Below are 25006 nucleotides of genomic sequence, written 5' to 3'. Positions count from 1 at the left end.
TCGGCCGCCCCGCGCGCGACCAGGTCTCTCCGGCCCCGGAACATCGGGTGTGACACTTTTCGAGGCTGTGACGCAGTACAGATTGAGCCGACTGGTCATCGGCAGCGCACAGAGCCGGGGTTCCCCCCGTACCTGCGGCTCAGCGCACATGGCGCGGGCGGGACACGTTCCCCCGGTCCCGTCCGCGCCCCTTCTCCTCCGGCCCGAAGGCCCCGCTTCCCGCCCGGTCCGACCGGGCCCGTTCGGCCCGCCCGCGGCCCGTCAGTAGACGACGACCTTGTCGCCCGTCTTCACCTGGTCGAAGAGCGAGGCGATCTTCCCCTCGTCCCGGACGTTGACGCAGCCGTGCGAGGCGCCGTTGTAGCCGCGGGCCGCGAAGTCCGCCGAGTAGTGCACCGCCTGGCCGCCGCTGAAGAACATCGCGTACGGCATGGGAGTGTCGTAGATCGTCGACACGTGGTGGCGCGATTTCCAGTAGACCGAGAAGGTGCCCTCGCGGGTGGGCGTGTACTGGGAACCGAAGCGGACGTCCATTGACGAGCGCACCCGGCCGTCGATCATCCACGACAGCGTCCGGCTGTTCTTGCTGATGCACAGGACCCGGCCGGTCAGGCAGCGCTTGTCCGGCTTCGCGACCGGCCGGGTGGTCGGCGGGTTCAGCTCGGTGGCCGTCGGCCGGCGCGTCATGGCGAGCAGCTTCTGCCAGGTGAGGGTGTCCGTCCTGCCGGTGCGGGAGAGGCCGCGCTTGCCCTGGAACGACTGGACGGCGGCGACCGTGACGGTGCCGTAGTAGCCGGTCGGGCTGCGGTCGAAGTGGCCGATCTGCCGCAGCCGCGCCTGGAGTTCCCGCACCTGGCCGCCCTGGGAGCCGCTCGACATCAGCGTCCTGCCCTGCGGGTCCGGCTTCGGCGTGGGCGACGCCGTGGCCGTCGGTGACGGGGGCGAGGACGACGGGGAGGGCGGGGCCGGGGTGGTGGGCGAGGGCGGCGGGGCGGACCTGCCGTCGTCGCTCGCGGTGGCCCGGGGCGACGACGGCCGGTCCGCCGGCACGCTGCCGGTGGCCTCCGCCCTGCAACCCGCCGCCGTGGTCACGGCGAGCACGGCGAGTGCCGCGGTCGCCCCCGCCCGGCCCCGCGGCCCGAACCGCCGTGCCCTGTCCGGTATCCCCGTGCGTGCCGTGCTTCCGGTGGTGCGATGTCTCATCTCGGCCCCCTGGGTGTCCGTAACTCATGAGACGGATTCCCGCTCTGCCCGGTTGCCAAAGCCCGCGCATGATGGGGGAACGGTGCCGGAACCGTGGTCACCGGCGAGCGGCCCCGGCGGGAGGCACAACGGATGACGCGAGAGTCGGAGTCGGGACTGCCCATCGAGCCGGTGTACGGGCCGGAGGCGTTGGAGGGGTGGGACGCCGGTGAGCGGCTGGGGGTGCCGGGGGGTTATCCGTTCACGCGCGGGGTGTACGGGTCGATGTACACGGGGCGGGCGTGGACGATGCGGCAGTACGCGGGGTTCGGGACGGCGGCGGAGTCCAACGCCCGCTACCGGCAGCTGATCGCGAACGGGACGACGGGGCTGTCGGTGGCGTTCGACCTGCCCACGCAGATGGGGTACGACTCCGACGCCCCGGTCGCGTCGGGGGAGGTGGGCAGGGTGGGGGTGGCGGTCGACTCCATCGACGACATGCGGGTCCTGTTCGACTCCATCGCGCTGGACCGGGTGTCCACGTCGATGACGATCAACGCGCCGGCCGCGGTGCTGTTGCTGCTGTACCAGCTGGTGGGCGAGGAGCAGGGGGTGGCGGGGCGGGATCTGACGGGGACGGTGCAGAACGACGTGCTCAAGGAGTACGTCGCGCGCGGTACGTACATCTTCCCGCCGGGGCCGTCGCTGCGGCTGACGGCGGACGTCTTCGAGTACTGCCGTGACGAGCTGCCGCGGTGGAACACGATCTCGGTCTCCGGGTACCACATGGCCGAGGCCGGTGCCACGCCGGTGCAGGAGGTCGCCTTCACCCTGGCCGACGGCATCGAGTACGTGCGCACGGCCCTGGCGGCGGGCATGGACGTGGACGCCTTCGCGCCCCGGCTGTCGTTCTTCTTCGTCGCCCGCACCACGCTCCTGGAGGAGGTCGCGAAGTTCCGGGCGGCCCGCCGGATCTGGGCGGGGGTGATGCGGGAGGAGTTCGGGGCGAAGGACCCCAGGTCGCTGATGCTGCGCTTCCACACGCAGACCGCCGGGGTCCAGCTCACCGCGCAGCAGCCCGAGGTCAACCTGGCCCGGGTCACCGTCCAGGCCCTGGCCGCGGTCCTGGGCGGCACCCAGTCCCTGCACACCAACTCCTACGACGAGGCCATCGCCCTGCCCACCGACAGGTCCGCCCGCCTGGCCCTGCGCACCCAGCAGGTCCTGGCCCACGAGACGGACGTGACCGCGACCGTCGACCCGTTCGCCGGTTCGTACGCCGTGGAGCGGATGACCGACGACATCGAGACGGCCGTGCTGGAGCTGATGGGGCGGGTCGAGGCGATGGGCGGGGCGGTGCGCGCGATCGAGCGGGGCTTCCAGAAGAGCGAGATCGAGCGCTCCGCCTACCGCGTCGCGCTGGAGACCGAGGAGGGCCGCCGGGTCGTGGTCGGCGTCAACCGCTTCCGCCTCGACGAGGAGGAACCCTACGAACCCCTGCGCGTCGACCCCGCAGTCGAGGCCGAACAGGCCGCCCGCCTGGCGAGACTGCGCGCCGGGCGCGACCGGGACGCCGTGGCGGCCGCCCTGGACCGGTTGCGCGAGGCCGCCCGGGGCACCGACAACGTCCTGTACCCGATGAAGGACGCGCTCAGGGCCCGGGCCACGGTGGGCGAGGTCTGCGACGCCCTGCGCGAGGTGTGGGGGAGGTACGAGCCGTCGGACGCGTTCCGAGCGGGCGGGGTGTACCCGCGCGGGTGATCCCTCGCCGAATGCCTCCGGCCGTGGATAAGCTCGTGAACAGTGGTCCCCGAAAGGAGGATGCCGTGGCCGTAATACAGCACGAGGAGCAGGTGCACGTGCAGGGACAGCCGGAGCTGACGCTCGGCGAGGCAGCCGACCAGCTCGCTCGCTCGCTGCCTGGGCATCGCGTGGAGATTCTCCAGGGGAGGCTCACTGTGACACCACCGGCGGACGGAACGCACGCTCTGGCGCTGTCCTGGCTCAGCGAGGAGTTCGGCGCACGGGCGCGCACCGTGGGGCTCAGGCTCGTCCAGGGGGTCGGGCTGTGGTTGCCCACGGGCCCCGAGGACTACGCGATTCCCGACCTGTCGGTCGTCGATGCGGACTTCCGGGACCATCACGCCATGAAGAACTGCTACGCCGCGCATGTCTTCCGCATGGTCGTGGAGGTGACCTCGACCAACTGGGCGGACGACCTCGGACCCAAGGTCGAGGACTATGCCCAGGCCGGTGTTCCGGTCTACGTCGTGGCCGACCGCAAGCACGACCGGGTGCTGCTCTGCACCGACCCGAGGGGCGGCGAGTACAAGAACAGGACGCACCACGGGCGCGGGACCTCGTTCACCGTGCCGGAAGTGGCCGGGGTCGAGATGAAGCTCTCCGTGGACCGGCTTCTGGACGGCGACGAGGACTGACCCGGGCCGTATCCGCCCGGGGTTTCCCGAACTCTGGAATCCCCTGGACAGGGGGCCGTACTGGCGTGCGACACTCCGCTCCATGCTGGGTGTCACCGATCTTCCGACCTATCTCGTCGGCCTGGTTCTGATCGTCCTGTTGCCGGGGCCGAACTCGCTGTACGTGCTGTCCGTCGCCGCCCGGCGCGGGGTGCGGGCCGGGTACGTGGCGGCGGCCGGGGTGTGGACCGGGGACACCGTGCTGATGACGCTGTCCGCGCTCGGGGTCTCCTCGCTGCTGCGGACGAACCCGATGCTGTTCACCGTCGTCAAGTTCGCCGGTGCGGGCTATCTGACCTGGATGGCCGTCGGCATGCTGCGGGCCGCGGTCGCCCTGTGGCGCGAGCGGCACCGGAAGGCGGCCGGGCCGGCCGTCGAGGGCGCCGGGGCCCCGGCGTCCGCGACGATGGAGCGGCCGTACCGGCGGGCGCTGGTGGTCAGCCTCTTCAACCCGAAGGCGATCCTGTTCCTGGTCTCGTTCTTCGTCCAGTTCGTCGACCCCGACTACCCCTATCCGGCGCTGTCCTTCCTGGTGCTGGGCACCCTGCTGCAGATCGCCAGCGCCCTCTACCTGTCGATGCTGATCTTCGGCGGCACCCGGCTGGCCGCCTCGTTCCGCCGCCGCAAGCGGCTGTCGGCGGGAGCCACGTCGGCGGCCGGCCTGCTGTTCCTCGGGTTCGCCACGAAGCTCTCGCTCAGCAGCGTGTGACGCTCCGGCCCGGCGGCCGCTCGACAGGCGCTCAGGAGGCCGTGACCGGGGCGAGCCCGAACCGGGCCAGGTACCGCACCAGCTCCGAGGGGGCCTCGCCCGCCCAGCCGAGGTAGCCGTCCGGGCGGACCAGGAACAGGCCCTCCCCGTACGCCTCGTGGGAGCCCGTGCGGTGTACGTGGACCAAGTCGCCGTCCAGCAGGGGGAGTTCGGCGCTCGTGCCGACCGCCAGCAGGGTGAAGTGCGGGCCGCGGAAGACGTCGAAGAGGCGTCGCCCCCCGTCCGTCGGGCCGTCCGGGGCGCGGTCGCCGGGGTGCAGGACCCCGGCCCGGCCCACCGACAGCGGGCCGGTGCGGTAGCCGAGGCCGAGCTGCTGGACCGCCGCGCCGCGCTCCTGCTCGCCCCGGTGGATGCGGGTGGACAGGCCGAGCACGTCGGCGGCGACCGGGCGGCGCTCCTGCTCGTAACTGTCCAGCAGGGCGTCCGGCGCCCCGTGCCGCAGGACCTGGCCGAGCTTCCAGCCGAGGTTGTACGCGTCCTGCACGCCGGTGTTCAGCCCCTGGCCGCCCGCGGGGGAGTGCACGTGCGCGGCGTCGCCCGCCAGGAGGACCCGGCCCGCGCGGAACCGGTCGGCCAGCGCGGCGCGCGGCCGGAAGTCGGAGGCCCAGCGGACCTCGGTGACGTCCCGCGCCGTCAGGTGGGTACGGGCGGCGACCAGGGCGCGCACCCCCTCCGGCGACGTGTCGGGCCCGCCCTCCTCGAACCGGGCGACCAGCTGGAAGTCCGCCGTGCCGGGCAGCGGGCAGAGCGTGAGGAAGCCCTGGCCGTCGGGCATCACATGCCAGTTGAGCCGGTCCAGCGCGTCCTCGGCCAGCCGCACGTCGGCGACCAGCATCGGCGCCGGGTCCACCTCCTCGCCGGTCATCGCGATGCCCAGCGCGCGCCGCACCGTACTGCGCCCGCCGTCCGCCGCGACCAGGAAGGCGGCCCGGACCGGGCCCGTGGTCAGGTGGGCGGTGACGCCGTCCGCGTCCTGGTCGAGGCCGGTCAGCGCGGTGGAGAAGGCGACGTCGCCGCCCAGTTCGCGCAGCCGGGCCAGCAGGATCTCCTGGGTGCGCCACTGCGGCATCAGCCACGGCTCCCCGTACGGCTCGGTCCCGGTCGGCGCCGCGCGGCGGAACATGTCGTGCTCCCGCAGCCGCTCCCCGTCCTGCCAGACCATCCCCACCGGGGCCGGCCCGCCGTGCTCGCGGACCGCGTCGCCGACGCCGAGGTCGTCCAGGACCTCCCGGGTGCGCGGCTGGATGCCCTTGCCGCGCGAGCCGGGGAAGAGGCCCGGCTCGCGCTCGGCGACCAGGACGCGCACACCGCGTCGGACCAGGTCGCAGGCGAGGGCCAGCCCGCAGGGACCGGCGCCGACGACCACGACCTCGGGCCCGGACGCCGCTGCCGTCCCCGTGGGCGCCGTCGCGCCGCCCCTTTCCTTAACGCTGTTAAGTTCCATGGTCGGGAGTGTGGGCTTAACGCTGTTAAATTGTCAAGGTGGGTACGACGAAGATCGACCGGGCCCGGGTGGCCGACACCGGGTTGCGGCTGTTGAACGAGGTGGGCCTCGACGGCCTCACCCTGCGCGCCATCGCCAGGGAGCTGGACGTCAAGGCGCCCGCCCTCTACTGGCACTTCAAGGACAAACAGGCGCTGCTCGACGAGATGGCCACCGTGATGTACCGCCGGATGCTCGACGAGGGGCTGCCGGGGCCGGCCCCCGAGCGCTGGCAGGACCAACTCGTCGCGTACAACAGCGGATTGCGCGCGGCCCTGCTGCGCTACCGCGACGGGGCCAAGGTCTACAGCGGCGCCAGGTTCACCGGCACCGACCACGCCGAGGGCCTGGAGACCCATCTGCGGACCATGGTCGACGCCGGGTTCGAGCTGTGGCAGGCGGTGCGGGCGAGCACCACGGCCTACTCGTACACGATGGGCTTCGTCACCGAGGAGCAGGGCGTCCTGCCGATGCCGGACGAACGGCGGGACGGCTTCGACATCGGCGAACGGGCCGACCGCATGGCCGCTTACCCGCTCGCCGCGGCGGCCGGTGCCGAGATCTTCGCGCACTACGACGAACGCTTCGAGGACGGGCTGCGGCTGATCGTCGCGGGCATCGAGGCGCGGTACGGGGTGCGCTGACCCCCGCATCACGCCGTCGGCACCCGCCTCGCACCGCTGACGCCCGTACGCACCGCTGACCCCGACGCGCCGGAGGGCGGGGGCCCCTGTCGTGGCCCCCGCCCTCCGGGGTGTGGCACGGCCCGCCCCCGGCGCGGGCCCGAGAATCAGTCGTCGGCCGGCCGGGGCAGGGCCGTGCCCCGGAACAGGGGTGCGGGCTGTTCGCCGTCCGCAGCGGCGCGGGCGAAGGTCTGCTGGACCTGGTAGACGCGGGTCTGGTTGTCGGCGGTGCGGAAGGTGTAGGCCCAGGTGGGGCCGCTGCTGTTGGTGTAGGTGAAGGCGGTCGGCACGGTGGCGGCGACCTCGGTCGTGGGCCGCTGCCAGGCGCGCCAGGCGCCGCTGCCCTGGGCGGTCTCGCCGGTGTTGTGGACGGCGCCGTCGGTGCCGCGCGCGGTGATCTCGGTGAGGCCGGTCAGCGGGGAGATCACGGCGCTCGGCGCGCCGTCGGCGGTCAGCCCGTCGATCGTCTCCCAGGCGCCGTACGCGCCGTTCTCGGCGGACTGGGCGGCGGTGATGACGTGCCCCTGGCCGTCGTTGGCGAACACCCGGATGCGGTAGCCCGGGTAGACGACGAGCGACGGCTCGCCGCTGATGTTCTGCGCGCCGAGGCCGGACCACGCGGAGAGGGCGCCGTCGGCGAACCGGGCGGTGGTCAGGGTGCCGGAGGCGGTGGTGGCGAAGAGCTGGATGCCGTCGCGGACGGTGACCGCCCGGAGGGTGCCCCCGAGACCGGAGCCGGCGAGCGGCATCCAGCCCAGGAAACCGACGTTGGCCCGCTGCTGGATGCGGTACCAGGGCTTGCCGTTCGCGTCGACGGCGAACTGTACGAGCAGCCCGTCCGGGGTCTTCGCGCCGACCGGGTGATGGGCCATGGCGCCGGCCAGGTCGATCCAGCCGGCCCAGTCCGCGGACGCCTTGGCGGTCTGGTTGCGCTGCCAGACGCTGCCGGAGGTGTTCTGCGCGGTGATGACGACGCGGCCGTCGGCGTGCCCGGAGAGGGTGGGGCGGCCGGTGAACGCCTCGTTGCCGGAGAGGGTGGTCCACTGCACGCCGTTGAAGTCCGAGGCGTCCGCCATCCGGCCGTGCACCAACCGCCCGATGTTGTCGGTGTACGCGAACTCCAGCGACCCCGTGGCGGACTGGGCCACCTCGGCCGGGGTGTAGCTCTCCAGCGGCACCGAGGGGGAGGCGGGGGTGTGGTTCGCGGTGATGCGGCAGGCGTCCGGGGCCCCGGTGACGTTGGTGAAGCCGGCCCAGCCGGAGGCGCCGACGGTCTTCTTGTAGACCGCGTAGTCACCGGTGTTCTCGTCGAACCGGTAGTAGTGGGCGGCGCCGGCCGCCGTCACGCCGATCAGGGTGTCCCCGCCGATCGAGGTGATCCCCTTGGAGTACTGGCCCCAGTCGGCCAGGCTCTCCACCACGTGCCGCTCGATCCAGCGCTGGCTGGTGAAGTCGTAGCGCGAGCGGTAGAGATGGCCGTCGGTGGCGGAACGGCCGTAGATCACGCCGGAGTCGGCGGCCACGATCAGGTCGTACTTCTGCCAGCCCTGGTCGATGACCTTTCCGCTGTCCTCGCTCCAGCTGTCACCGGCGGAGTCGTACTTGTACGTGCGCAGCTCACCGGCGTTGTCCAGCACCCAGATCCGGTCGCCCCGGTCGACGGTGACCTGGTCGCGGTCCTCGGCCCTGGTCAGCCAGCCGAAGTTCGGGCTGATCTTCTTGTGGTGGATGTCCCAGGTGCCGGTCGAACCGACCCGATGGCTCAGATAGAGGCCGTCGGACTTGATCCCGTAGAAGCGCGCGCCCTGACCCGCCAGCACCCGGCCGTACCCGCTCCAGCCGGTGTCGATCGTGCCCGGGGAGGCGAGGGTGCCCCCGGAGAGGGGCGTCGGCATGTCGTGGCGCAGCAGCTTGCCCGCGGAGTCCACGGCGTACACCGGTCCCGTGCCCGCACAGGTGGCGGCCTCCGCCGCCTGCGCGGTGGAGGGCAGGGCCACGAGCAGCGGGAACGCGGCCGCGGCAGCGGTCAGGACGGCGGTCCAACGCGCGGTACGTGGCGTCGAGTTGGAAGTCATGCAGTCGGACGCTAGGCGAGCTGCGGTGAACGGTGCGGTATCGGCCGGGTGAAGAAAGCGCCTTCGATGTTGACGGGTACATGAACACTCTGTGCTCGTCTCGACACACCGTCACCACGGTCCTCAACATCAACTGGTCCGTCATCGACCGGTCCGTTCCACGACGCACTTGGGGGAGCCGTGCCCGCGTACCGAAGAATCGCGCGACGACTGAGGATGCCCCGCGCGGTACGCGGTCCCTGGGGCAGGGCCGTCGGCCTGGCCCTCGTCGTCTCGCTGGCGATCGGCTCGCTGGCCCTGGCCGGGACCGGCTTCCCGATGTTCCCGGAGCGGCCCGGGGCGGCCGAGGGGCCCGGCCAGCGCTGGGGGAGCGCCGAAGGGCGCGGCCACACCGCGGGCGGCCCCGGCAACACCGAACCGCCGAGGTCGCTGCGGGCCAAGTACCCGCTGAAACCCCCGCGTCCGGCCCGGCCGGAGGTCCGGCCCAACAGCGTCGAGGTCACCGCGCCGCCCGCCGGGCGGGTCACCGGATTCGACCGCGCGACCAGCGAGGAGATCGTCGCCGAGCGCGACGCGCGCAGCCGCACCTACGCGAACCAGGACGGCACCCGCACCACCGAGATCTCCACCACTCCCATCAACTACCGTGATGGCAAGGGTGGTTGGCGCCCGATCGACGCGAAGCTGACCGGCCGCAAAAGCGCCGGGAACGGAAGCGGCGGTGACGGACGCGCCGCCCGCGATGCCGACGGCGGCGCGTCCGGCTGGACCAACACCGCCGACTCCGTCGGCCTCGCCCTGGCCGCCCGCGCCGACGCCCCGCGCCTGGCCTCCCTCACCCTCCCCTCCGGCGAGTCCTTCGGCTACGCGCTGAGCGGCGCCGCCGCCGTGCCGGGCCGCGCGGACGGCACCCGGGTCGCTTACGAACGGGTCCTGCCCGACACCGACCTGTGGCTGGACTCGCAGGCCGGCGGCGTCAAGGAGACCCTGGTCCTGCACTCCGCGTCCGCCCCCGCCGAGTACCTCTTCCCGCTCGCGCTCGACGGCCTGGACGCCGCCGTCCGGGACGGCGCGGTCGTGCTCACCGGCTCCGACGGCCGCACCAGGGCCGTCATCCCGGCCGGGTTCATGACCGACGCCCGGGGCGCCACCTCGTACGCGGTCCGCTACGCCCTCGTCGACCGCGACGGCCGCCCCGCCCTGAAGGTGACCGCCGACCGCGGCTGGCTCACCGACCCGGACCGGGTCTTCCCCGTCCGCGTCGACCCGTCCGTCGACACCGGCGCCGCGTCCACCTCCATGTACGTCCGGGACGGCGGCCCCTCCGTGATCGGCGCCGACGAACTCCAGGTCGGCCGCGGCCCCGCCGGGGCGACCCAGTCCTTCCTCGGCTTCCCCGGCCTCGACGAACGGCTGCGCAACCACCGGATCTTCGGCGCGCAGCTCCAGATCGTGAACTTCGACTCCGCCTCCTGCCGGGCGCGCCCGGTCTCCGTGCACCCGGTCACCCAGTCCTGGACCGCGAACACCTCCACCGCCTACCCGGGGCCGTCGGTCGGCGGGGCGCTGGCCTCCCGGTCGTTCGCCTACGGGCACGTCGCCCTCGGCGCCTCCCGGTCCGACTGCCCCGCGGCCGGAGAACTCTTCGACCTCGGCAAGGGCGGCCGCGACCTGGTCCAGGGCTGGGCCGACGGCAGCCGGCCCAACCACGGCCTGTCGCTGCGCGCCTCGGCCACCGACACGCTCTCCTTCAAGAAGCTCACCGGCCACTCCACCGCCAACCCGCCGAAGCTGTTCGTCACCCACTCCCCGTACGGCGCCGCGTACGCCTTCCCCAAGCCCGTCCCCGACCCGCCGGTCCTGCAGAACCAGGCGGGCAAGGTCAAGGTGGCGGTGACGAACACGGGCGCCGAGACCTGGACCCCGGCCACCTACTACCTCGCGTACCGGGCCTACGACGCCAAGGGCAAGCTGGTCACCCAGCAGCGGTCCGCCAACCTCACCGGGAACGTCGCCCACGGGGCGAAAACCACCCTCGACGCCACCGTCAAGGCCCTGCCGCCGGGCACGTACCTGCTCGACTTCACCATGGTCCGCACCGGCGGCAAGGTCTTCACCGACGAACAGGTCCCGCCCGGCCGACTCACCCTGCGGGTCTTCGACATCGCCCCGGTGGTCAAGGAGCAGTTCCCGCCCAACGGCTACCAGGCCCAGACCCTCACCCCGCAGCTGTGGGCGGCCGGGGTGGACATCGACGCCCCGCCCGGCTCGGCCCTCCAGTACAAGTACGAGATCTGCGAGGCCGGCCAGGACGGCAAGCCCACCGGCTGCACCACCTCCGCCTACCAGACCTCGTCCGCCCATCCCGTCCCGGCCGGGCGGCTGAAGTGGGGCACCACCTACCTGTGGCGGGGCTTCGTCAAGGACGCCTCCAACGAGGTGCCCACCGCACAGGTCGCCCTGGTCGCCGCCGTCCCGCAGCCCGAGATCACCTCGCGGCTGTCCGGCACGCCGGGCAAGGAGTTCGACCCGAACGTCGGCAACTTCACCGCCTCGGCCGTCGATGCCTCGCTCACCACCGTCGGCCCCGACATGACCCTGGTCCGCACGTACAACAGCCTCGACCCGCGCCGCGACCTCGCCTTCGGCGCGGGCTGGTCGACCCGGTACGACATGCGGCTCACCCCCGACGACGACGGCAGCGGCAACGTCGTCGTCCGCTACCCCGACGGGCAGGACGTCCGCTTCGGCAAGAACCCCGACGGCACCTTCGCCCCGCCGCCCGGCCGGTTCGCCAAGCTCACCCTGGACACGACCGCGAACACCTACCGGCTCCAGGACAAGTCCGGCACCAGCTACGACTTCTCGACCGGCGGACTGCTCACGAAGATCACCGACGCCTCGTCCAACACCGTCGGGTACACCTGGTCCGGCGGGAAGATCCAGAGCGCCGCGCACACCCGCAGCGGCCGTCGGCTCACCTTCACCTGGACCGGCTCCCACGTCACCGCCGTCTCCACCAACCCGGTCGACGGCGCCCCGCTGACCTGGACGTACACCTACACCGGCGATCTGCTCGACCAGGTCTGCGACCCGGCCGGCGGCTGCACCCGCTACACGTACACGGCGGGCAGCCACTACGGCAGCACCGTGCTCGACTCCCGTCCCGAGTCCTACTGGAAGCTCGGCGAGAGCGAGGGCACGGCGGTGAACAGCGCCGTCGAGGCCAACCTCGGCAAGGACCGCGGCACCGCCACCGACGTCACCCCGGGCGCGGCCGGCGCGATCGCGGGCGACCCGGGCACCGCGGCCGGGTTCAACGGCACCACCTCCCGCGTCTCCCTGCCCCCGGGCACCCTCAAGAAGAGCCGCGACACGGCCGTCGAGGTCTGGTTCAAGACCCCGGCCACCGGCGTCGGCGGCCCGCTCGTCGGCTACCAGGACAAGACCTGGGGCACCGCGCCCGGCGTGGGCGTGCCCGCCCTCTACGTCGGCAACGACGGCAAGCTGCGCGGTCAGTTCTGGACCGGCACCGTCGCCCCGATCACCGACACCACCAGGAACGTCAACGACGGCAAGTGGCACCACGCCGTGCTCTCCGTGTCCGGCTCCACCCAGAGCCTGTACCTGGACGGCAGGCTCTCCGGCACCCTCACCGGCAAACAGCTCCTCGCCGGCGGCCTGACCCACAACCAGATCGGCGCCGCCCACGCCTCCACCCCGGCCTCCTGGCCCGGCTGGGGCAGCGCCGGGGCCCGCTCCTTCGCGGGCACCATCGACGACGTCGCCGTCTACCACCACCCGCTGGGCGCCACGGCCGTCGCCGGGCACTACCGTGAGGGGACCAGGACCGCCGACGTCCTGACCCGCACCACCCTGCCCTCCGGCCGCATCGCCTCCGAGGTCGGCTACGACACCGTCCGCGACCGGGTCGAGGAGTACACCGACCGCAACGGCGGCACCTGGAAGATCGGCACCCCCGCCGTCTTCGGCGACGACAAGGACCTGCGCCGCACCGTCGAGGTCCACGACCCGGTCGACTCGCCGTACTTCTACGAGTACGACGGCCTGACCTCACGGCTGCTGCGCCACGGCGAGCCGATGGCGCTCGGCGCCCGCGAGCCCGGTCCCTCGCCCGACCCCTCCGGCAGCGAACCGCCGGGGGAGGTCTGCACCGAACCCGACCCGGGCGACCCGGCGTTCTGCACCAACCCGCCCGGCGACGGCGGCAGCGAACCGGACTTCATCCGGCACCCCGCCGACGGGGTCGCCATCCGCCTCTTCGAGTACGACGACAACGGCTTCCAGACCGGCATCACCAGCGAGAACGGCGACAAGGTCACCCTCGGCTACGACGACCGGGGCAACGTCACCAGCCGCACCACCTGCCGGGCCAAGGGCGACTGCCAGACCTCGTACACCGTCTACCCGGCCCCGTCCGGCGACCTCGACCTGCGCGCCGACCAGCCCTCGCAGACCCTGGACGGCCGTTCCTCCGGCCCCACCGACACCCGCTTCCGCACCCAGTACCAGTACGACGCCCGGGGCCTGCTCACCCAGCAGACCGCCCCCGACGGCGGCACCGTCAGGAACACCTACACCACCGGCGCCGAACCCGCGGTCAACGGCGGCAACACCCCCACCGGGCTCCCGCTGACCTCCACCGACCCGCGCGGCAAGGTCACCCGCTACCAGTACTTCAACTCCGGCGACCTGGCCCGGGTCACCGAACCCTCCGGCCTGGTCACCGAGTTCACCTACGACGCGCTCGGCCGCAAGCTCACCGAGAAGGCGATCTCCGACGCCCGGCCGGACGGCGCCACCGTCACCCTCGCCTACGACAAGCTGTCCCGGCCGGTCTCCACCACCGAACCGGCCACCACCAACGTCGTCACCCTCGCCACGCACCAGCAGCGCACCACCACCGAATACGACGCCGACGGCAACACCGTGCGCACCGAGGTCTCCGACCTGCGCGGCGGCGACGCCCCGCGCGTGATGACCTTCGCGTACGACGGGAACGGGCGCCCCGGGACGGTGACCGACGCCGAGGGCGGCGAGACCGTGTACGGCTACGACGCGCTCGGCAACAGGACGTCGATGGTGGACGCGAACGGCAACCACTTCGACTACGTGTACACCGCGCGCAACATGGTGGCCGAGGTCCGGCTGCGCGACTGGGACGACGACGGCGGCGACCCCGAGTACACCGTCGTGCAGTCCTACGCGTACGACATGGGCGGCCGGGTCGTCCGCAACACCGACGCGATGGGCCGCGACCTGGTCTACGAGTACTACGGCGACGACCTGCTCAAGTCCCTCACCCTCAAGGGCTTCCACGACCCCGACGGCAGCCGCCGGGACGTCGTCGTCGAATCCAGCACCTACGACGGCGCCGGCAACGTCCTCACCGAGAAGGCGGACAACGGCAAGCTCGTCACGGAGTACACCTACGACGCCGTCGGCCGCACCAAGTCCGAGGTGACCGACCCGGGCGGACTCGCCCGCCGCACCACGTACACCTACGACCTCGCGGGCAACGTGGAGACCACCACCTCCGGCGGCGCCCCCTCCAACGTGCCGTGGCCCACCTCCGTCACGCCCGAGACCGTCCGGTACACCTACGACGACGCGGGCAACGCCGAGAAGGAGACCGTCCAGAACGGCACCGAGAGCCGCACCACGCTCTACGGGTACGACCAGCGCGGCCTGGTCACCTTCCGCACCGACCCGGCGGGCAACCGCACCGACTACGCCTACGACGAGGCCGGCCGGCCGATCTCCGCCACCTCGCCCGAGGTCCGCACCGAGTCCGGCGGCTCCGCCCCCGTCACCTCCCGCCCCACCACCTACACCGGCTACGACACCTTCGGCGCGGTCACCGAGTCCGTCGACGCCCTCGGCAACACCAACCGCACCACCTACGACCGGCTGGGCCGCACCCTCACCGTCACCGCCCCCGGCTACCGGGCCCCCGGCTCCACCGGGACCGTCACCCCGACCACCACCCTCGGCCACGACGCCCTGGGCAACACGGTGACCTCCACCGACCCGCTCGGCCGCACCACCGAATTCCACTACGACCGCCAGAACCGGCTCGTCGCCAAGGACGTACCGGTCGGCAAGGACGACGAACGCGCCCGGTGGACGTACACCTACACCCGCACCGGCGAACTCCTCACCGTCACCGACCCGACCGGGGCCCGCGCCGAGACCACGTACGACGACCTCGACCGGCCGGTCACCACCACCAGCATCGAACGCAGGCCGGTGCCCGGCGCGTTCACCACCCGCAACACGTACGACGACGCGGGCAACGTGGTCGAGCAGACCGCCCCCGGCGGCGGCGTCAGCCGCTACACCTACGACGCCCTGGGCCAGCTGACCCGGATGACCGACCCGGGCGGGGTGGTCACCCGGTTCGGCTACGACATGAGCGGACGCGAGGTCCGCAACACCGACGGCATGGGCCGCACCTCCGCCAAACTCTTCGACGGCTTCGGCCAGTTGGTGCGCGACTCCGACCTCGACGCGAACAACAGCCCGCTGCGCGCGGTCGACTACGGCTACGACACCGCCGGCAACCTGACCGCCTCCACCGACCCGCTGGGCCGCACCACCCGCTACGCCTACGACGCGCTCGGCAGGCTGACCGGCCAGACCGAACCCGTCTCCGACACCGAGTCGATCACCACCTCCTTCGGCTACGACGCCCTCGGCAACCGCACCCGCTACACCGACGGCCGCGGCAACGACACCATCTACACCGTCAACCCGCTCGGCCTGCCCGAATCGGTCGTCGAACCGGCCACCGACCGCGACCCCGCACCCGGGGACCGCACCTGGACCACGGCGTACGACGCGGCCGGCCAGGCCGTGAAGCTCACCGCCCCCGGCGGCGTCGTCCGCGAACGCACCTACGACCGGGCCGGACTCCTCACCCGTGAGACCGGCAGCGGCACCGGGGCCGCCACCGCGGCGAAGGACTTCGGCTACGACACGGCGGGCCGGCTGATCCGGGCCTCGGCCCCCGGCGGCGACAACACCTACGCGTACAACGACCGCGGCTCCCTGATCGAGGCGAAGGGTCCGTCCGGCGACGCCACGTACGAGTACGACGCCGACGGGCTGCTCACCGCCCGCACCGACGCCGCCGGCACGGCGAACTTCGGCTACGCCCGGCAGCAGCTGACCTCCGCCACCGAACCGCTCACCGGAGCCACCCGCACCTACCGCTACGACGGGGCGGGCTCCGTCGAGGAGATCGACTACGGCGCCGGGCAGAAACGCAGCTTCGGCTACGACTCCCTGGGCCGGATCGACACCGACACGATCAGCAGCAGCGGCGGCGCCACCATCGCCTCGACCGACTACGGCTACGACAACGACGACCACCTCACCTCCAAGAAGACCACCGGCACCGCACGGGCCGGGGAGAACAGCTACGGCTACGACCACGCCGGCCGCCTCACCTCCTGGACGGAGAACGGCACCACCACCGAGTACGGCTGGGACAAGAGCGGCAACCGGGTCAGGAACGGCGACAGGACCGCCACCTTCGACGAACGCAACCGGCTGCTGTCCGACGGCGAGTACACCTACGACCACACCCCGCGCGGCACCCTGGCCTCCCGCACCTCCTCCGGCCTGACCGAGGAGTTCACCTTCGACGCCTTCGACCGGCTGACGAGGGCGGGGGAGTCCGGCACCGAGTACACCTACGACTCCCTGGACCGGGTGGCATCCCGCAACGGGGCCGGCTTCCGCTACGCGGGCCTGTCCCCCGACCCGGTCAAGGACAACAACTCCACCTACGGCAGGGGCGCCTCGGACGAACTGCTCTCGGCCGCCGAGGGCAACGGCCCGGCCCGGATGACGGTCACGGACAAGCACGGCGACGTGGTCGGCGACCTGTCCGCCACCGACGGCGCGGCCACCTCGCTGACCGGATCCACCGCCTACGACCCGTTCGGCCGGGCGTCCGCGCCGAGCGACGCACAGCCGGGCACGGCGGGCTCCGCCGGCTACCAGGGCGACTGGACCGACCCCGACACCGAGCAGGTGAACATGGGGGCGCGCTGGTACGACCCGGCCACCGGCGTCTTCGACTCCAGGGACTCCTACACCTACGCCTCCGGCGCCTCGATCCTCGCGAACCGGTACACCTACGGGGCCGGTTCCCCGATGGACTTCACCGACCCGGACGGGCACTGGCCCAGCTGCGGATGGTGCAAGAAGGCGTACAACAAGATCAAGAAGAACAAGTACGTCCGGGCCGTCGTCAAGACCGCCAAGAGCATCGGCAGGGCGGTCGCCCACACGGTCCGCCACCCCGTCTCCGCACTGAAGAAGGCCCTCGGCTACGTCGGCAGGGTGGCGAAGTACATCTACCGCAAGTCCGGCCTCAAGCGGATCGTCGACGCCGGGGTACGGGTGGCGAAGAGCATCGGGCGAAGTACCGGCTTCACCCAATGGGCCCGGGAGAAGGCGGCCGAGGCCCGCCGGATCTACCGCGAGACCCGGGCCGCGGTCACCCGCAAGGCACGGGAGGCGGCCGCCTTCGTCGCCAAGCACAACCCGATACCGGACATCGTGGCCGCGGCCCGGCCGCTCATGGCGGTGGCCAAGGCGGTGGTGACGGCCGATCCCAACCTGCCGGCGATCCTCGTCGGCGCGGCCAAGAACGTGATCGCGGACGTCGCGAAGGTGACGGACGCCATCCGGGAGGCGGTCGTCGAACAGGTCGGGGCCGTCGTCGAGACGGTCCGCGACTCCGTCGACTGGGGCGCCGTCTGGGACGGTGTGAAGACGGTCGGCAACGTCGTCGGCGAGGTCACCGGCTTCAACGACATCAAGGACTGTGTCACCCGGGGGGACATGGAGGCGTGCGCCTGGGCCGTCGCCACGGTCGCGGGCGCGGCCCTCGGCGGGGCGGGCGCGGGCGTGGTCCGCGCGGCCAAGGCGGGCCGGATGGCCACGAAGGCCGCCAAGTACGCCGACCGGATCGCCAAGGGGGCCGAGAAGGCCGAGGAAACCGTCGACCGGGTCGAGACGGCGGTCTCCTGCACCACGCTCGCCTCGGACCTGATGGGCAACAGCTTCCTGCCCGGCACCGAGGTGGTGATGGCCGACGGCAGCCGGAAACCGATCGAACGGGTCGAGGCGGGCGACGAGGTCCGCGCCACCGACCCCACCACCGGCAGGACCTCCACCCAGGAGGTCACGGCCACGATCAGGGGCGAGGGCCGAAAGGAACTGGTCCGCCTCACCCTCGACACGGACGGGGAGAAGGGCACCGCCACCGACACCCTGACCGCGACCGCCGGCCACCCCTTCTGGGTCCCGTCCCTGCGCAAGTGGCTCAAGGCCGGGGAACTGAAGCCGGGCCAGTGGCTGCGGACCGGCTCCGGCACCCGCGTCCAGGTGGCGGCGGTCCGCGGCTGGACCCAGCGGGCGGCGGTCCACAACCTGAGCGTCGGCCGGGCGCACACGTACTACGTCACGGCGGGGGCCACACCGGTCCTGGTGCACAACTGCGGCGACCTCGCGGAGTACGCCGACAGCCTGCGCCCCGGTTTCCACAAGGAGACCGGCCCCTTCTTCGCGGCCAAGTACACCTCCCCGTCGGGCCGGACGTACTTCGGCCACTCGGGCCACGACCTGAAGCCGGCTCCCGGGGGAGAGGTGGACTCCCTCGTCCGGAAGTTCACGCCGGAGGGCGGTCGTTACCATGCGGGATGCGCCGAGACCATGTGCCTCATCCAGGCCGAGGCGGCCGAGGGGGCGGCCGGTCTCCGAGGGGGATCGTTCGAAGTGGTGAAGGTGAGGGGACCGAACTCACCGCCCGGAGGCGCCCACGGCAAACCCGCCACTCCGTGCCCGACGGTCTGCCAGCCCAGACTGCGGCACCAGGGAATCGGCTTCGAAGGGGATTGATGTGAGCAGGCAGCACCTCCGGGTCAACCGGTTCGGCTTCGCCGAGTACGAGGACATGACCGAACTGTCCCGTGACGTGGACGTCCCCGAACTGGCGGGAGTCCTGGGCGCGATCGTGGAGCTGGTCCTCTCGGAGGAATCGGGGCTGCTCGATTCGCTGACGGACGGAGCCCAGGCGGACTTCGTGGTTCCGCTGGGGATGTGCGCGAGGATGCTGTCGGACGGCGGGTACTCGGCGCTGGAACTGGTCTCCGCGGCCGGCACCGTGAGCTACTGCGCCCGGCCCCACCTGTCCGGGTTCCCGGACGACCTCGTGCGGTTGCTGCACCGGCTGCCCCGCTGAGACACCGCCGGACGCGGTGCGGGGCCCCGGCCCCGCACCGCGTCACGCGGGTGTCGTCCAGAGTTCACCACCCGTCGCCCCGTCGGCCACCCCGTCCTCGGCGCCCCTCAATACGTTGGGCGGCCACAAGACCGAAGGCGAGGGCCGGCGTGCCGAAACTGTCCGTTGTCGTACCGCTCCACAATGTCGCCCCGTATGCCGACACCACGCTGGGCAGCCTGGCCCGCAACGCGGCCGGGGACGTGGAGTTCCTGCTGGTGGACGACTGCTCCACGGACGAGACCCCGGCCGTCATCGACCGCTGGGCCGAGCGGCTCCCGCGGGCCCGGGTCATCCGCCACGAGGTGAACGTCGGCATCGCCACCGCCCGCAACAGCGGCATCGAGGCGGCGGCCGGGGAGTACCTCACCTTCCTCGACGGCGACGACTGGTACGCCCCCGGGCACCTGGACCGGCTGCTGAGCGCCACCGAGGAACTGGGCGTCGACTTCGTCCGCCACGACCACGTCCAGGCGACGGGCACCGCCCGGGTGGTGCGCCGCGCCCCGGCCCGGATCCGGGACCGGGCGACCGACCCCCGGGAGGGCATCGCGTACCCGGGGATGGAGACGATGGTCGACTACCCCTTCGTCTGGGCCGGCCTCTACCACCGGCGGCTCTTCGAGGACGGGGACATGCGCTTCGACCCGGCGCTGCGCACCGCCGAGGACCGGCTGTGGACCTGGCGGCTGCACCTGCGGGCCCGTTCCTGCGCGGTCCTGGGACTCCACGGGATCTTCTACCGGCGCGGGGTCACCACCTCGCTGACCCAGATCAAGGACGCCCGCCAACTGGACTTCTTCCCCGCCTACGACACCCTGCTGGCGGAGCTGGAGCAGGACCGGGACGCGGAACTCCTGCTGCCCAAGGCGGTCCGCACCTACTGCGCGCTGATCGCCTTCCACACCGAGAAGGCGGGGGAGTACGAGGCCGCCACGGCCCGCCGGCTGCGGCAGGAGTCGGCCGCCGCGCTGCACCGCATGCCCCCGCACGTGCTGGACCACATCCTGACGACGATGGACACCAGGCGCAGCACCTTGCTCCGACGCCTGCGTGACAAGCAGAAGGCCGCCTGACCATGCCCACCCGCACCCAGATCTTCCAGGTCTCGACCCTGTACGGGGCCGCCACCCTCGCCGCCGCCCTCGACGCCGGCCAGTTCGGACCGCCGGCGGACAGCCGCCGCATCCTGCTGGTGTGCAACAACGCCCCGGTGCCGGAGACCGCCGCAGGACCGGACGCGCTGCTCGGCTACGACCGCATCGCCGTCCGTTTCGACTCCGTCATCAGCTGGAACGAGACGATCCGCCCCTACCACCCCGGCGCCTGGGGGCCGCGCGCCGACGACGTCGTGCTGTGGCAGCGCGCGCTGCGGCTCGCCTGGGACCTGGGCGAGGAACCCGTCGAACTGGTCCTGGAGTCCATCCAGGTCGACCCCGCCCGCGCCCTCGCGGCGATCTTCTCCGAGAGCGCCCTGCACGTCTACGCGGACGGCCTCATGAGCTACGGCCCCACCCGCACCAGGCTGCCCCAGTCGATGGGCTGCCGGGTCCGGCGGGTGCTCCACCTCGACCTGGTGCCCGGTCTGAAGCCCATGCTCCTGTCCGAGTTCGACGTGGCGACCGAACTGGTGCCGGAGGACGCCTTCCGCAAGGTCCTGGGCGAGATCGCCGCGTCGGCGGACGGCGACCGGCAGCTCGCCGAGGCGGTCGCGCAGGCCCCCACCGCAGTGCTCCTGGGCCAGTACCTGGCCGCCCTCGACATCCTGACCGTCGAGGAGGAGGAGGCCCTGCACATCCGCATGCTGCACGGGGCCGCCCGGGCCGGTCACACCGCTGTCCTCTTCAAACCGCACCCCACCGCCCCCGTCCGCTACTCCGACGCCCTGGATCGGGCCGCGGCCGAGGCCGGGGTCCGGCTCGTCACGACGGACACGCCCCTGCTGGCGGAGACCCTCTTCGAGCGGTGCTCGCCCACGCTCGTCGTCGGCTGCTTCTCGACCGCCATGCTCACCGCCGCCGTGTACTACGGCATCCCGGTCGCCCGCGTCGGCACCGGCCTGGTCCTGGACCGCATCGCCCCGTACGAGAACAGCAACCGCGTCCCGCTGACGATCGTCGACCACTACCTGCCCGACCTGGAACGGCACGGCGGCGGGGAGGTGCCCGTCCTGCCCGCCGCCGCGCCCGCGACCCTGGGACCGCTGGTCCGCACGGTCGGCTACTGCATGCAGTCCGAACTCCACCCGGAACTGCGCGACGAGGCGGAGAGCTGGCTGCGGGAACGGCTGGACGACAGCACCCGGCACTACTTCAAGCGCCGGCGGCTCGGCAAGCTCTCCCTGCCCGGCGGCAGCACCCCGGGCGCGGCGGCCCGGCTGCGCAGCACGGTACGGCGCACCCGCAGCACCCTGCGGGTGTGACGGCCTCCCCGCCGGTCCCGCCGGCCTCCTCGCCCGTACCGCCCGTGCCGTCCGTACCGGCGGCGGGCCCGCGGGGCGGGCGCCCGTCCCGCGAGCACCGCCACGACATCGACCTGATCAGGCTGCTCTGCTCGGTCGGCGTGATCCTCTGCCACACGGGCTCCGCGTTCGTGAACGCCGTCGGCCGCGAGCCCTCGGGCGGAGCGGGCACCTACTGGGCGGGGCTGGTGGCGGACTCGGCCGGGCGGTTCGCCGTGCCGCTGTTCTTCGCCATCGCCGGGTGGGTCGTCCTGGTCGGCGCCCCGCCGAAGGACGGCGCGCAACTGCGGCGGCGCATCGTGCGCATCGTGCTGCCGCTCGCCGTGTGGACCGCCCTCCACCTGGCATGGGGGCGACTGCGCGGCACCAACGACGACCCGGTCGGCGACCTGGCGTTCGACTCGCTCTTCGCCTCGGTGCGCCCCGCCTACCACCTCTGGTACCTGTACGCCTACGTCCCCGTGGTCATGGTCCTGGCCTTCGTGGTGCTGGTGCGGTCGGGCCGGCGGCCGTGGGGGCTGGGCGCGGCGCTCCTGGTCCTGGCGGCGGCACCGTCCCTCTTCGGCGACCTCTCCCGGCTCACCGGGACCGAACTGCCGCGCTTCGGCTGGGGTTTCGGCCCGTACCAGCTGATCTACGCGGTGCTGGGCGCGTTCCTGCTCGCGCTGCCCGCCGGGGCCGCCGGCGCCACCGGCCGGAAACGGCTGCTGTGGACCCTGGTGGCACTGGTGGCACTGGCCGCGGTGATCGGCCACCAGTACCGGGTCCACTACGCGATCCCGTACGCCAATGTGCTGGTGGCCCTGTTCGGCGCGGGGGTGCTGCTCTCCCTGCACCGGCTGCGGATCCCCGAGGGGCTGCGCCCCCGCCTGACCCGGCTGGCCGACGCGTCGTTCGGCGCCTACCTGGTCCACGTCCTGGTCCTCGGCGTGCTCACGGACCTGTTCGTCTCCCCCGGCCCGTCCCTGCCGTCGGCCGCCGCGCTGATGGTCGCGGTGACGGCGGCGACCACGCTGCTGTCGTTCGGCGCGGCGCTGCTGTGGGGGCGGCTGGGGCTGAGCAGGGTGCTCGGCTGAACCGGGCCCCGGGCGGGCGGACCCGCCCGGGGCCCGGTTCAGCGCAGTACGGCCCGTCCCAGCCGACGCGCCTTCCGGGCCGCCCGCCGCACCTCCGGTCTGCGGGAGAGGGCGGCGAGCCGGCCGGGCAGACCGCCGGGGAGCCCGAGCACCGTGAGCCTGCGCCGGGGGAACAGCCGCTGCTCGTCCGGCGTGACGCCGTCCGCGAGGTACGCGGTGGCGGCCGGCCGCAGCCCCGGGTGGATCCGCGGCTGCATCGTGAACCCGATCGCCGCCACCAGCCGGCCCGTGTCGCCCGGCGTCCGGGTGCGCCCCGTCTCCAGCTCGGGCAGCAGGACGTGGGCCAGGACCGCCGGAACCCGGTTGCTGTTCTGATACGGCGTCAGCCGCTCCAGCAGCATCCCCGTACCGGTACGGGCGGTGTCCAGACCGTACAGCTGCCGCGCCGTGAACAGCGCGGTGGAGAAGCAGCCCACGACGAGCACCGGCCGCAGCCGCTCGTACAGCGTCTCCGCGAGCACCGGCGCGTCGAGCACGGTGAACTCCACACCGAGCCGGGCGGCCTCGGCCTCCAGCAGCCGGGACCAGCGGGCGGGCGCCGTCGGATGGGGCTTGAAGACGATCTGGCGGTGCCCGCGCGCGGCGGTCCCGCGCAGCATGCGCAGATGCAGTTCCTCCTCCTCCCCGGCGGTGAGGATGTCCAGCGCCGAGAGGTACTGGCCGAGCAGGAGCGCCGGACGGTCGTACGGGAGCTCCGGCGCGGGCGTGCGCGCCCCGATCTGTTCGAGGACCGCGCGGAAGGCGTCGTCGGGAACGGTCTCCGCCCCGACGCCGAACTCCGTGAGCAGCAGGGGCTTCAGCCCCGGCACCAGATCGAGGTGGAGGACCCGGCGCACCCGCGTGCCGAGCAGCGGATCGAGCTTGATCCGGGTGGGCCCGTAGCTCATCAGCCCGTCCGCGTACACGTCCACGGCCGCGCCCGTGAAGATCCCGGTGACCGCGAGGGCCGGGTTGACCTGGATGGACTCGACGGCGAACTCCACGTCGTCGTCGCCCAGTTCCCACAGCCTGCGCAGATGACGCTCCCACAGCGGTACGTCCTCGGCCCGCGGCGACCAGCCCGACGGGTGGAACGGCTCGATCGCCGCGTTCCAGGAGAGCACCTCGTCGAACCGGTCCCGGATCGCCCCGAAGCCCGGCATCGCGTCGAGCGGCGTCGCGACCTCGGGCACGGCGGCGTTGTTGCTGATCAGCAGGATGCGCCGGTCCGCGGGCCGGACGAGACCCGTGTCGACGGCCGCGGCCAGGGTGGCCGCGCCGTAGAGGGTGGACGCGCAGAGGATCTGAGTGGTCATGCGGCGGCCCTCGCGGCGGTGAAGGGACGGCGGCGCAGCCGTCGCAGCCGGGCGGACCTGTCGGCGTCCATGGCGTCGATCGTCTCTTTCAGAATGTCCTGCGGCATGCGGTGCAGCGCTGCCGCGCCCCTGTCGAGAAGACCGCGGGCCACGGCCGGCTCGAATTTCGAAATGGTTGCCAAATGGTGGGAGATCAATGCGCAATAGGTGCGCACTGCTTTCGGCAGCAGCGCGTCGGCCTCCGGATCCCGCGCGGTCTCGTCGAGTACCTGGTCGAACGCGCGAATGAAATCGAGCTGCCGGAGGTCGCCGATCTGGGTCAACGAAGAGGAAACCCCGCGCCGGTAGAAAACCCCGAGCAGGCCGACCGCGGCGAAGGATTCCGCCTCCCGGTGCAGCCGCCAGATCCACGGCCGGTCCTCGGCGGTGCGCAGCCCGTCCGTGAAACGGATCAGCCCGCGCTCGACCAGACGGCGGTGGTAGACACCGGCCCAGGCGTACGGATAGTCGACGGACGTGGTGCGCCCGACCGGGAGGATCGCCTCGCGCGGGTTCATCGGCACGTCGCGCAGACCGTGCGGCACCCGGGCCGCGGTGCGCGACCTGCCGTGGCACCGCACGTGGTCGGTCCGCAGGAAGTCGCACCCCAACCTGTCCATGGCGGCGACGAGTTGGGCGCAGTACCCGGGGGCCAGCCAGTCGTCCCCGTCGAGGAACGTGACGTACTGGCCGGCCGCCGCGTCGAGGCCGGTGTTGCGGGCGGTCGCCAGCCCCCGGTTCTGTTCGTGCCGCCGCAGCACCACCCCGGGGATCTCGTCCCGCGCCCGGAGCAGGACGTCCGCGGTCCCGTCGGTCGAGGCGTCGTCGACGAGGACGAACTCGAAGTCCTCGCGCGCGTTGGCGCGCAGACTTCGAAGGGTGTCGGGGGCATATGTCCGCACGTTGTAGAACGGCACGATGACGGAGAGCTTAACCACTCGGTCACGCTAAGGGCGGTTTCGGCATTTGCCTTGTCCCGGAGAAGTACTGCGGGTGAACGGCACATGCGGAAATGGTGAACCGACGTGAATGCACGGGTTCTTCGGGACGTGAACCGGGCCGATTGGCCAATCGTCGACGGGCTGTTA

General features: G+C 72.5%; 14 protein-coding genes. 9 read left to right on the top strand and 5 right to left on the bottom strand.

Translation table 11 applies throughout. From position 1 onward, the window contains the following. Positions 1–261: 261 nt before the first annotated feature. Entirely contained in the window at positions 262–1203 is a 942-nt protein-coding gene (locus ACFYW1_RS22385) for a L,D-transpeptidase family protein (RefSeq protein ID WP_388995777.1), read from the bottom strand. Positions 1204–1335: 132 nt separating this feature from the next. Between ACFYW1_RS22385 and ACFYW1_RS22380 the strand changes: the two genes are divergently transcribed. The 3 genes from ACFYW1_RS22380 to leuE all read left to right on the top strand — a co-directional run bounded on the left by ACFYW1_RS22380 (position 1336) and on the right by leuE (position 4368). Beyond that, complete coding sequence (locus ACFYW1_RS22380) at positions 1336–2943, top strand: methylmalonyl-CoA mutase (protein ID WP_388995774.1); 1608 nt, start codon at positions 1336–1338, stop codon at positions 2941–2943. Between the two features lie 65 nt (positions 2944–3008). After that, the gene (locus tag ACFYW1_RS22375; RefSeq protein WP_388995771.1) at positions 3009–3620 is read left to right on the top strand and encodes a Uma2 family endonuclease; all 612 of its coding nucleotides are present in this window, start codon (positions 3009–3011) and stop codon (positions 3618–3620) included. Positions 3621–3702: 82 nt separating this feature from the next. Further along, the gene (gene leuE, locus ACFYW1_RS22370) at positions 3703–4368 is read left to right on the top strand and encodes a leucine efflux protein LeuE (protein ID WP_388995767.1); all 666 of its coding nucleotides are present in this window, start codon (positions 3703–3705) and stop codon (positions 4366–4368) included. 31 nt (positions 4369–4399) lie between these two features. Here leuE and ACFYW1_RS22365 read toward each other — a convergent pair whose 3' ends face one another. Beyond that, positions 4400–5872 carry an FAD-dependent monooxygenase gene (locus ACFYW1_RS22365; RefSeq protein WP_388995764.1) on the bottom strand — a complete coding sequence of 491 codons (1473 nt, stop codon included), beginning with the start codon at positions 5870–5872 and terminating at the stop codon, positions 4400–4402. A 38-nt stretch (positions 5873–5910) separates the two neighbouring features. Here ACFYW1_RS22365 and ACFYW1_RS22360 point away from each other — a divergent pair, with 38 nt between their 5' ends. Continuing rightward, the gene (locus ACFYW1_RS22360; RefSeq protein ID WP_388995761.1) at positions 5911–6555 is read left to right on the top strand and encodes a TetR/AcrR family transcriptional regulator C-terminal domain-containing protein; all 645 of its coding nucleotides are present in this window, start codon (positions 5911–5913) and stop codon (positions 6553–6555) included. Between the two features lie 146 nt (positions 6556–6701). Here ACFYW1_RS22360 and ACFYW1_RS22355 read toward each other — a convergent pair whose 3' ends face one another. Further along, positions 6702–8669, bottom strand: a complete 1968-nt coding sequence (locus tag ACFYW1_RS22355) for a tachylectin-related carbohydrate-binding protein (RefSeq protein ID WP_388995758.1) — start codon at positions 8667–8669, stop codon at positions 6702–6704. Positions 8670–8885: 216 nt separating this feature from the next. On the opposite strand from ACFYW1_RS22355, the gene ACFYW1_RS22350 reads away from it, so the two are divergent. From ACFYW1_RS22350 to ACFYW1_RS22330, 5 genes are all read left to right on the top strand, one after another. Then, a complete protein-coding gene (locus ACFYW1_RS22350) occupies positions 8886–18605 on the top strand; it encodes a LamG-like jellyroll fold domain-containing protein (protein WP_388995755.1) in 9720 nt (3239 codons plus the stop codon). 1 nt (position 18606) lies between these two features. Then, complete coding sequence (locus tag ACFYW1_RS22345; protein ID WP_388995752.1) at positions 18607–18948, top strand: hypothetical protein; 342 nt, start codon at positions 18607–18609, stop codon at positions 18946–18948. A gap of 149 nt (positions 18949–19097) precedes the next feature. Further along, complete coding sequence (locus ACFYW1_RS22340; protein ID WP_388995749.1) at positions 19098–20063, top strand: glycosyltransferase family 2 protein; 966 nt, start codon at positions 19098–19100, stop codon at positions 20061–20063. Between the two features lie 2 nt (positions 20064–20065). After that, complete coding sequence (locus ACFYW1_RS22335; RefSeq protein ID WP_388995746.1) at positions 20066–21409, top strand: polysialyltransferase family glycosyltransferase; 1344 nt, start codon at positions 20066–20068, stop codon at positions 21407–21409. After that, complete coding sequence (locus ACFYW1_RS22330; RefSeq protein ID WP_388995744.1) at positions 21406–22524, top strand: acyltransferase; 1119 nt, start codon at positions 21406–21408, stop codon at positions 22522–22524. Before ACFYW1_RS22335 ends, ACFYW1_RS22330 begins: the two co-directional genes overlap by 4 nt. Positions 22525–22562: 38 nt before the next feature. On the opposite strand, the gene ACFYW1_RS22325 is transcribed toward ACFYW1_RS22330, so the two are convergent. Both ACFYW1_RS22325 and ACFYW1_RS22320 read right to left on the bottom strand, forming a co-directional pair. Beyond that, a complete protein-coding gene (locus tag ACFYW1_RS22325) occupies positions 22563–23879 on the bottom strand; it encodes a polysialyltransferase family glycosyltransferase (protein WP_388995741.1) in 1317 nt (438 codons plus the stop codon). After that, complete coding sequence (locus tag ACFYW1_RS22320; protein ID WP_388995738.1) at positions 23876–24856, bottom strand: glycosyltransferase family 2 protein; 981 nt, start codon at positions 24854–24856, stop codon at positions 23876–23878. The genes ACFYW1_RS22325 and ACFYW1_RS22320 overlap by 4 nt, the downstream gene beginning before the upstream one ends. Positions 24857–25006: the final 150 nt, after the last annotated feature.

The organism is Streptomyces sp. NPDC002669 (genome assembly GCF_042889165.1).
Classification (GTDB): domain Bacteria; phylum Actinomycetota; class Actinomycetes; order Streptomycetales; family Streptomycetaceae; genus Streptomyces.
This window is presented reverse-complemented; position numbering and strand designations above follow the sequence as displayed.

Excerpts from the sequence above, each read along its gene's own strand:
- ACFYW1_RS22385 (WP_388995777.1), bottom strand. The coding sequence starts at position 1,203 with ATGAGACATCGCACCACCGGAAGCACGGCACGCACGGGGATACCGGAC.
- ACFYW1_RS22325 (WP_388995741.1), bottom strand. The coding sequence starts at position 23,879 with ATGACCACTCAGATCCTCTGCGCGTCCACCCTCTACGGCGCGGCCACC.
- ACFYW1_RS22355 (WP_388995758.1), bottom strand. The coding sequence starts at position 8,669 with ATGACTTCCAACTCGACGCCACGTACCGCGCGTTGGACCGCCGTCCTG.
- leuE (WP_388995767.1), top strand. The coding sequence starts at position 3,703 with ATGCTGGGTGTCACCGATCTTCCGACCTATCTCGTCGGCCTGGTTCTG.
- ACFYW1_RS22350 (WP_388995755.1), top strand. The coding sequence starts at position 8,886 with ATGCCCCGCGCGGTACGCGGTCCCTGGGGCAGGGCCGTCGGCCTGGCC.
- ACFYW1_RS22380 (WP_388995774.1), top strand. The coding sequence starts at position 1,336 with ATGACGCGAGAGTCGGAGTCGGGACTGCCCATCGAGCCGGTGTACGGG.
- ACFYW1_RS22365 (WP_388995764.1), bottom strand. The coding sequence starts at position 5,872 with ATGGAACTTAACAGCGTTAAGGAAAGGGGCGGCGCGACGGCGCCCACG.
- ACFYW1_RS22335 (WP_388995746.1), top strand. The coding sequence starts at position 20,066 with ATGCCCACCCGCACCCAGATCTTCCAGGTCTCGACCCTGTACGGGGCC.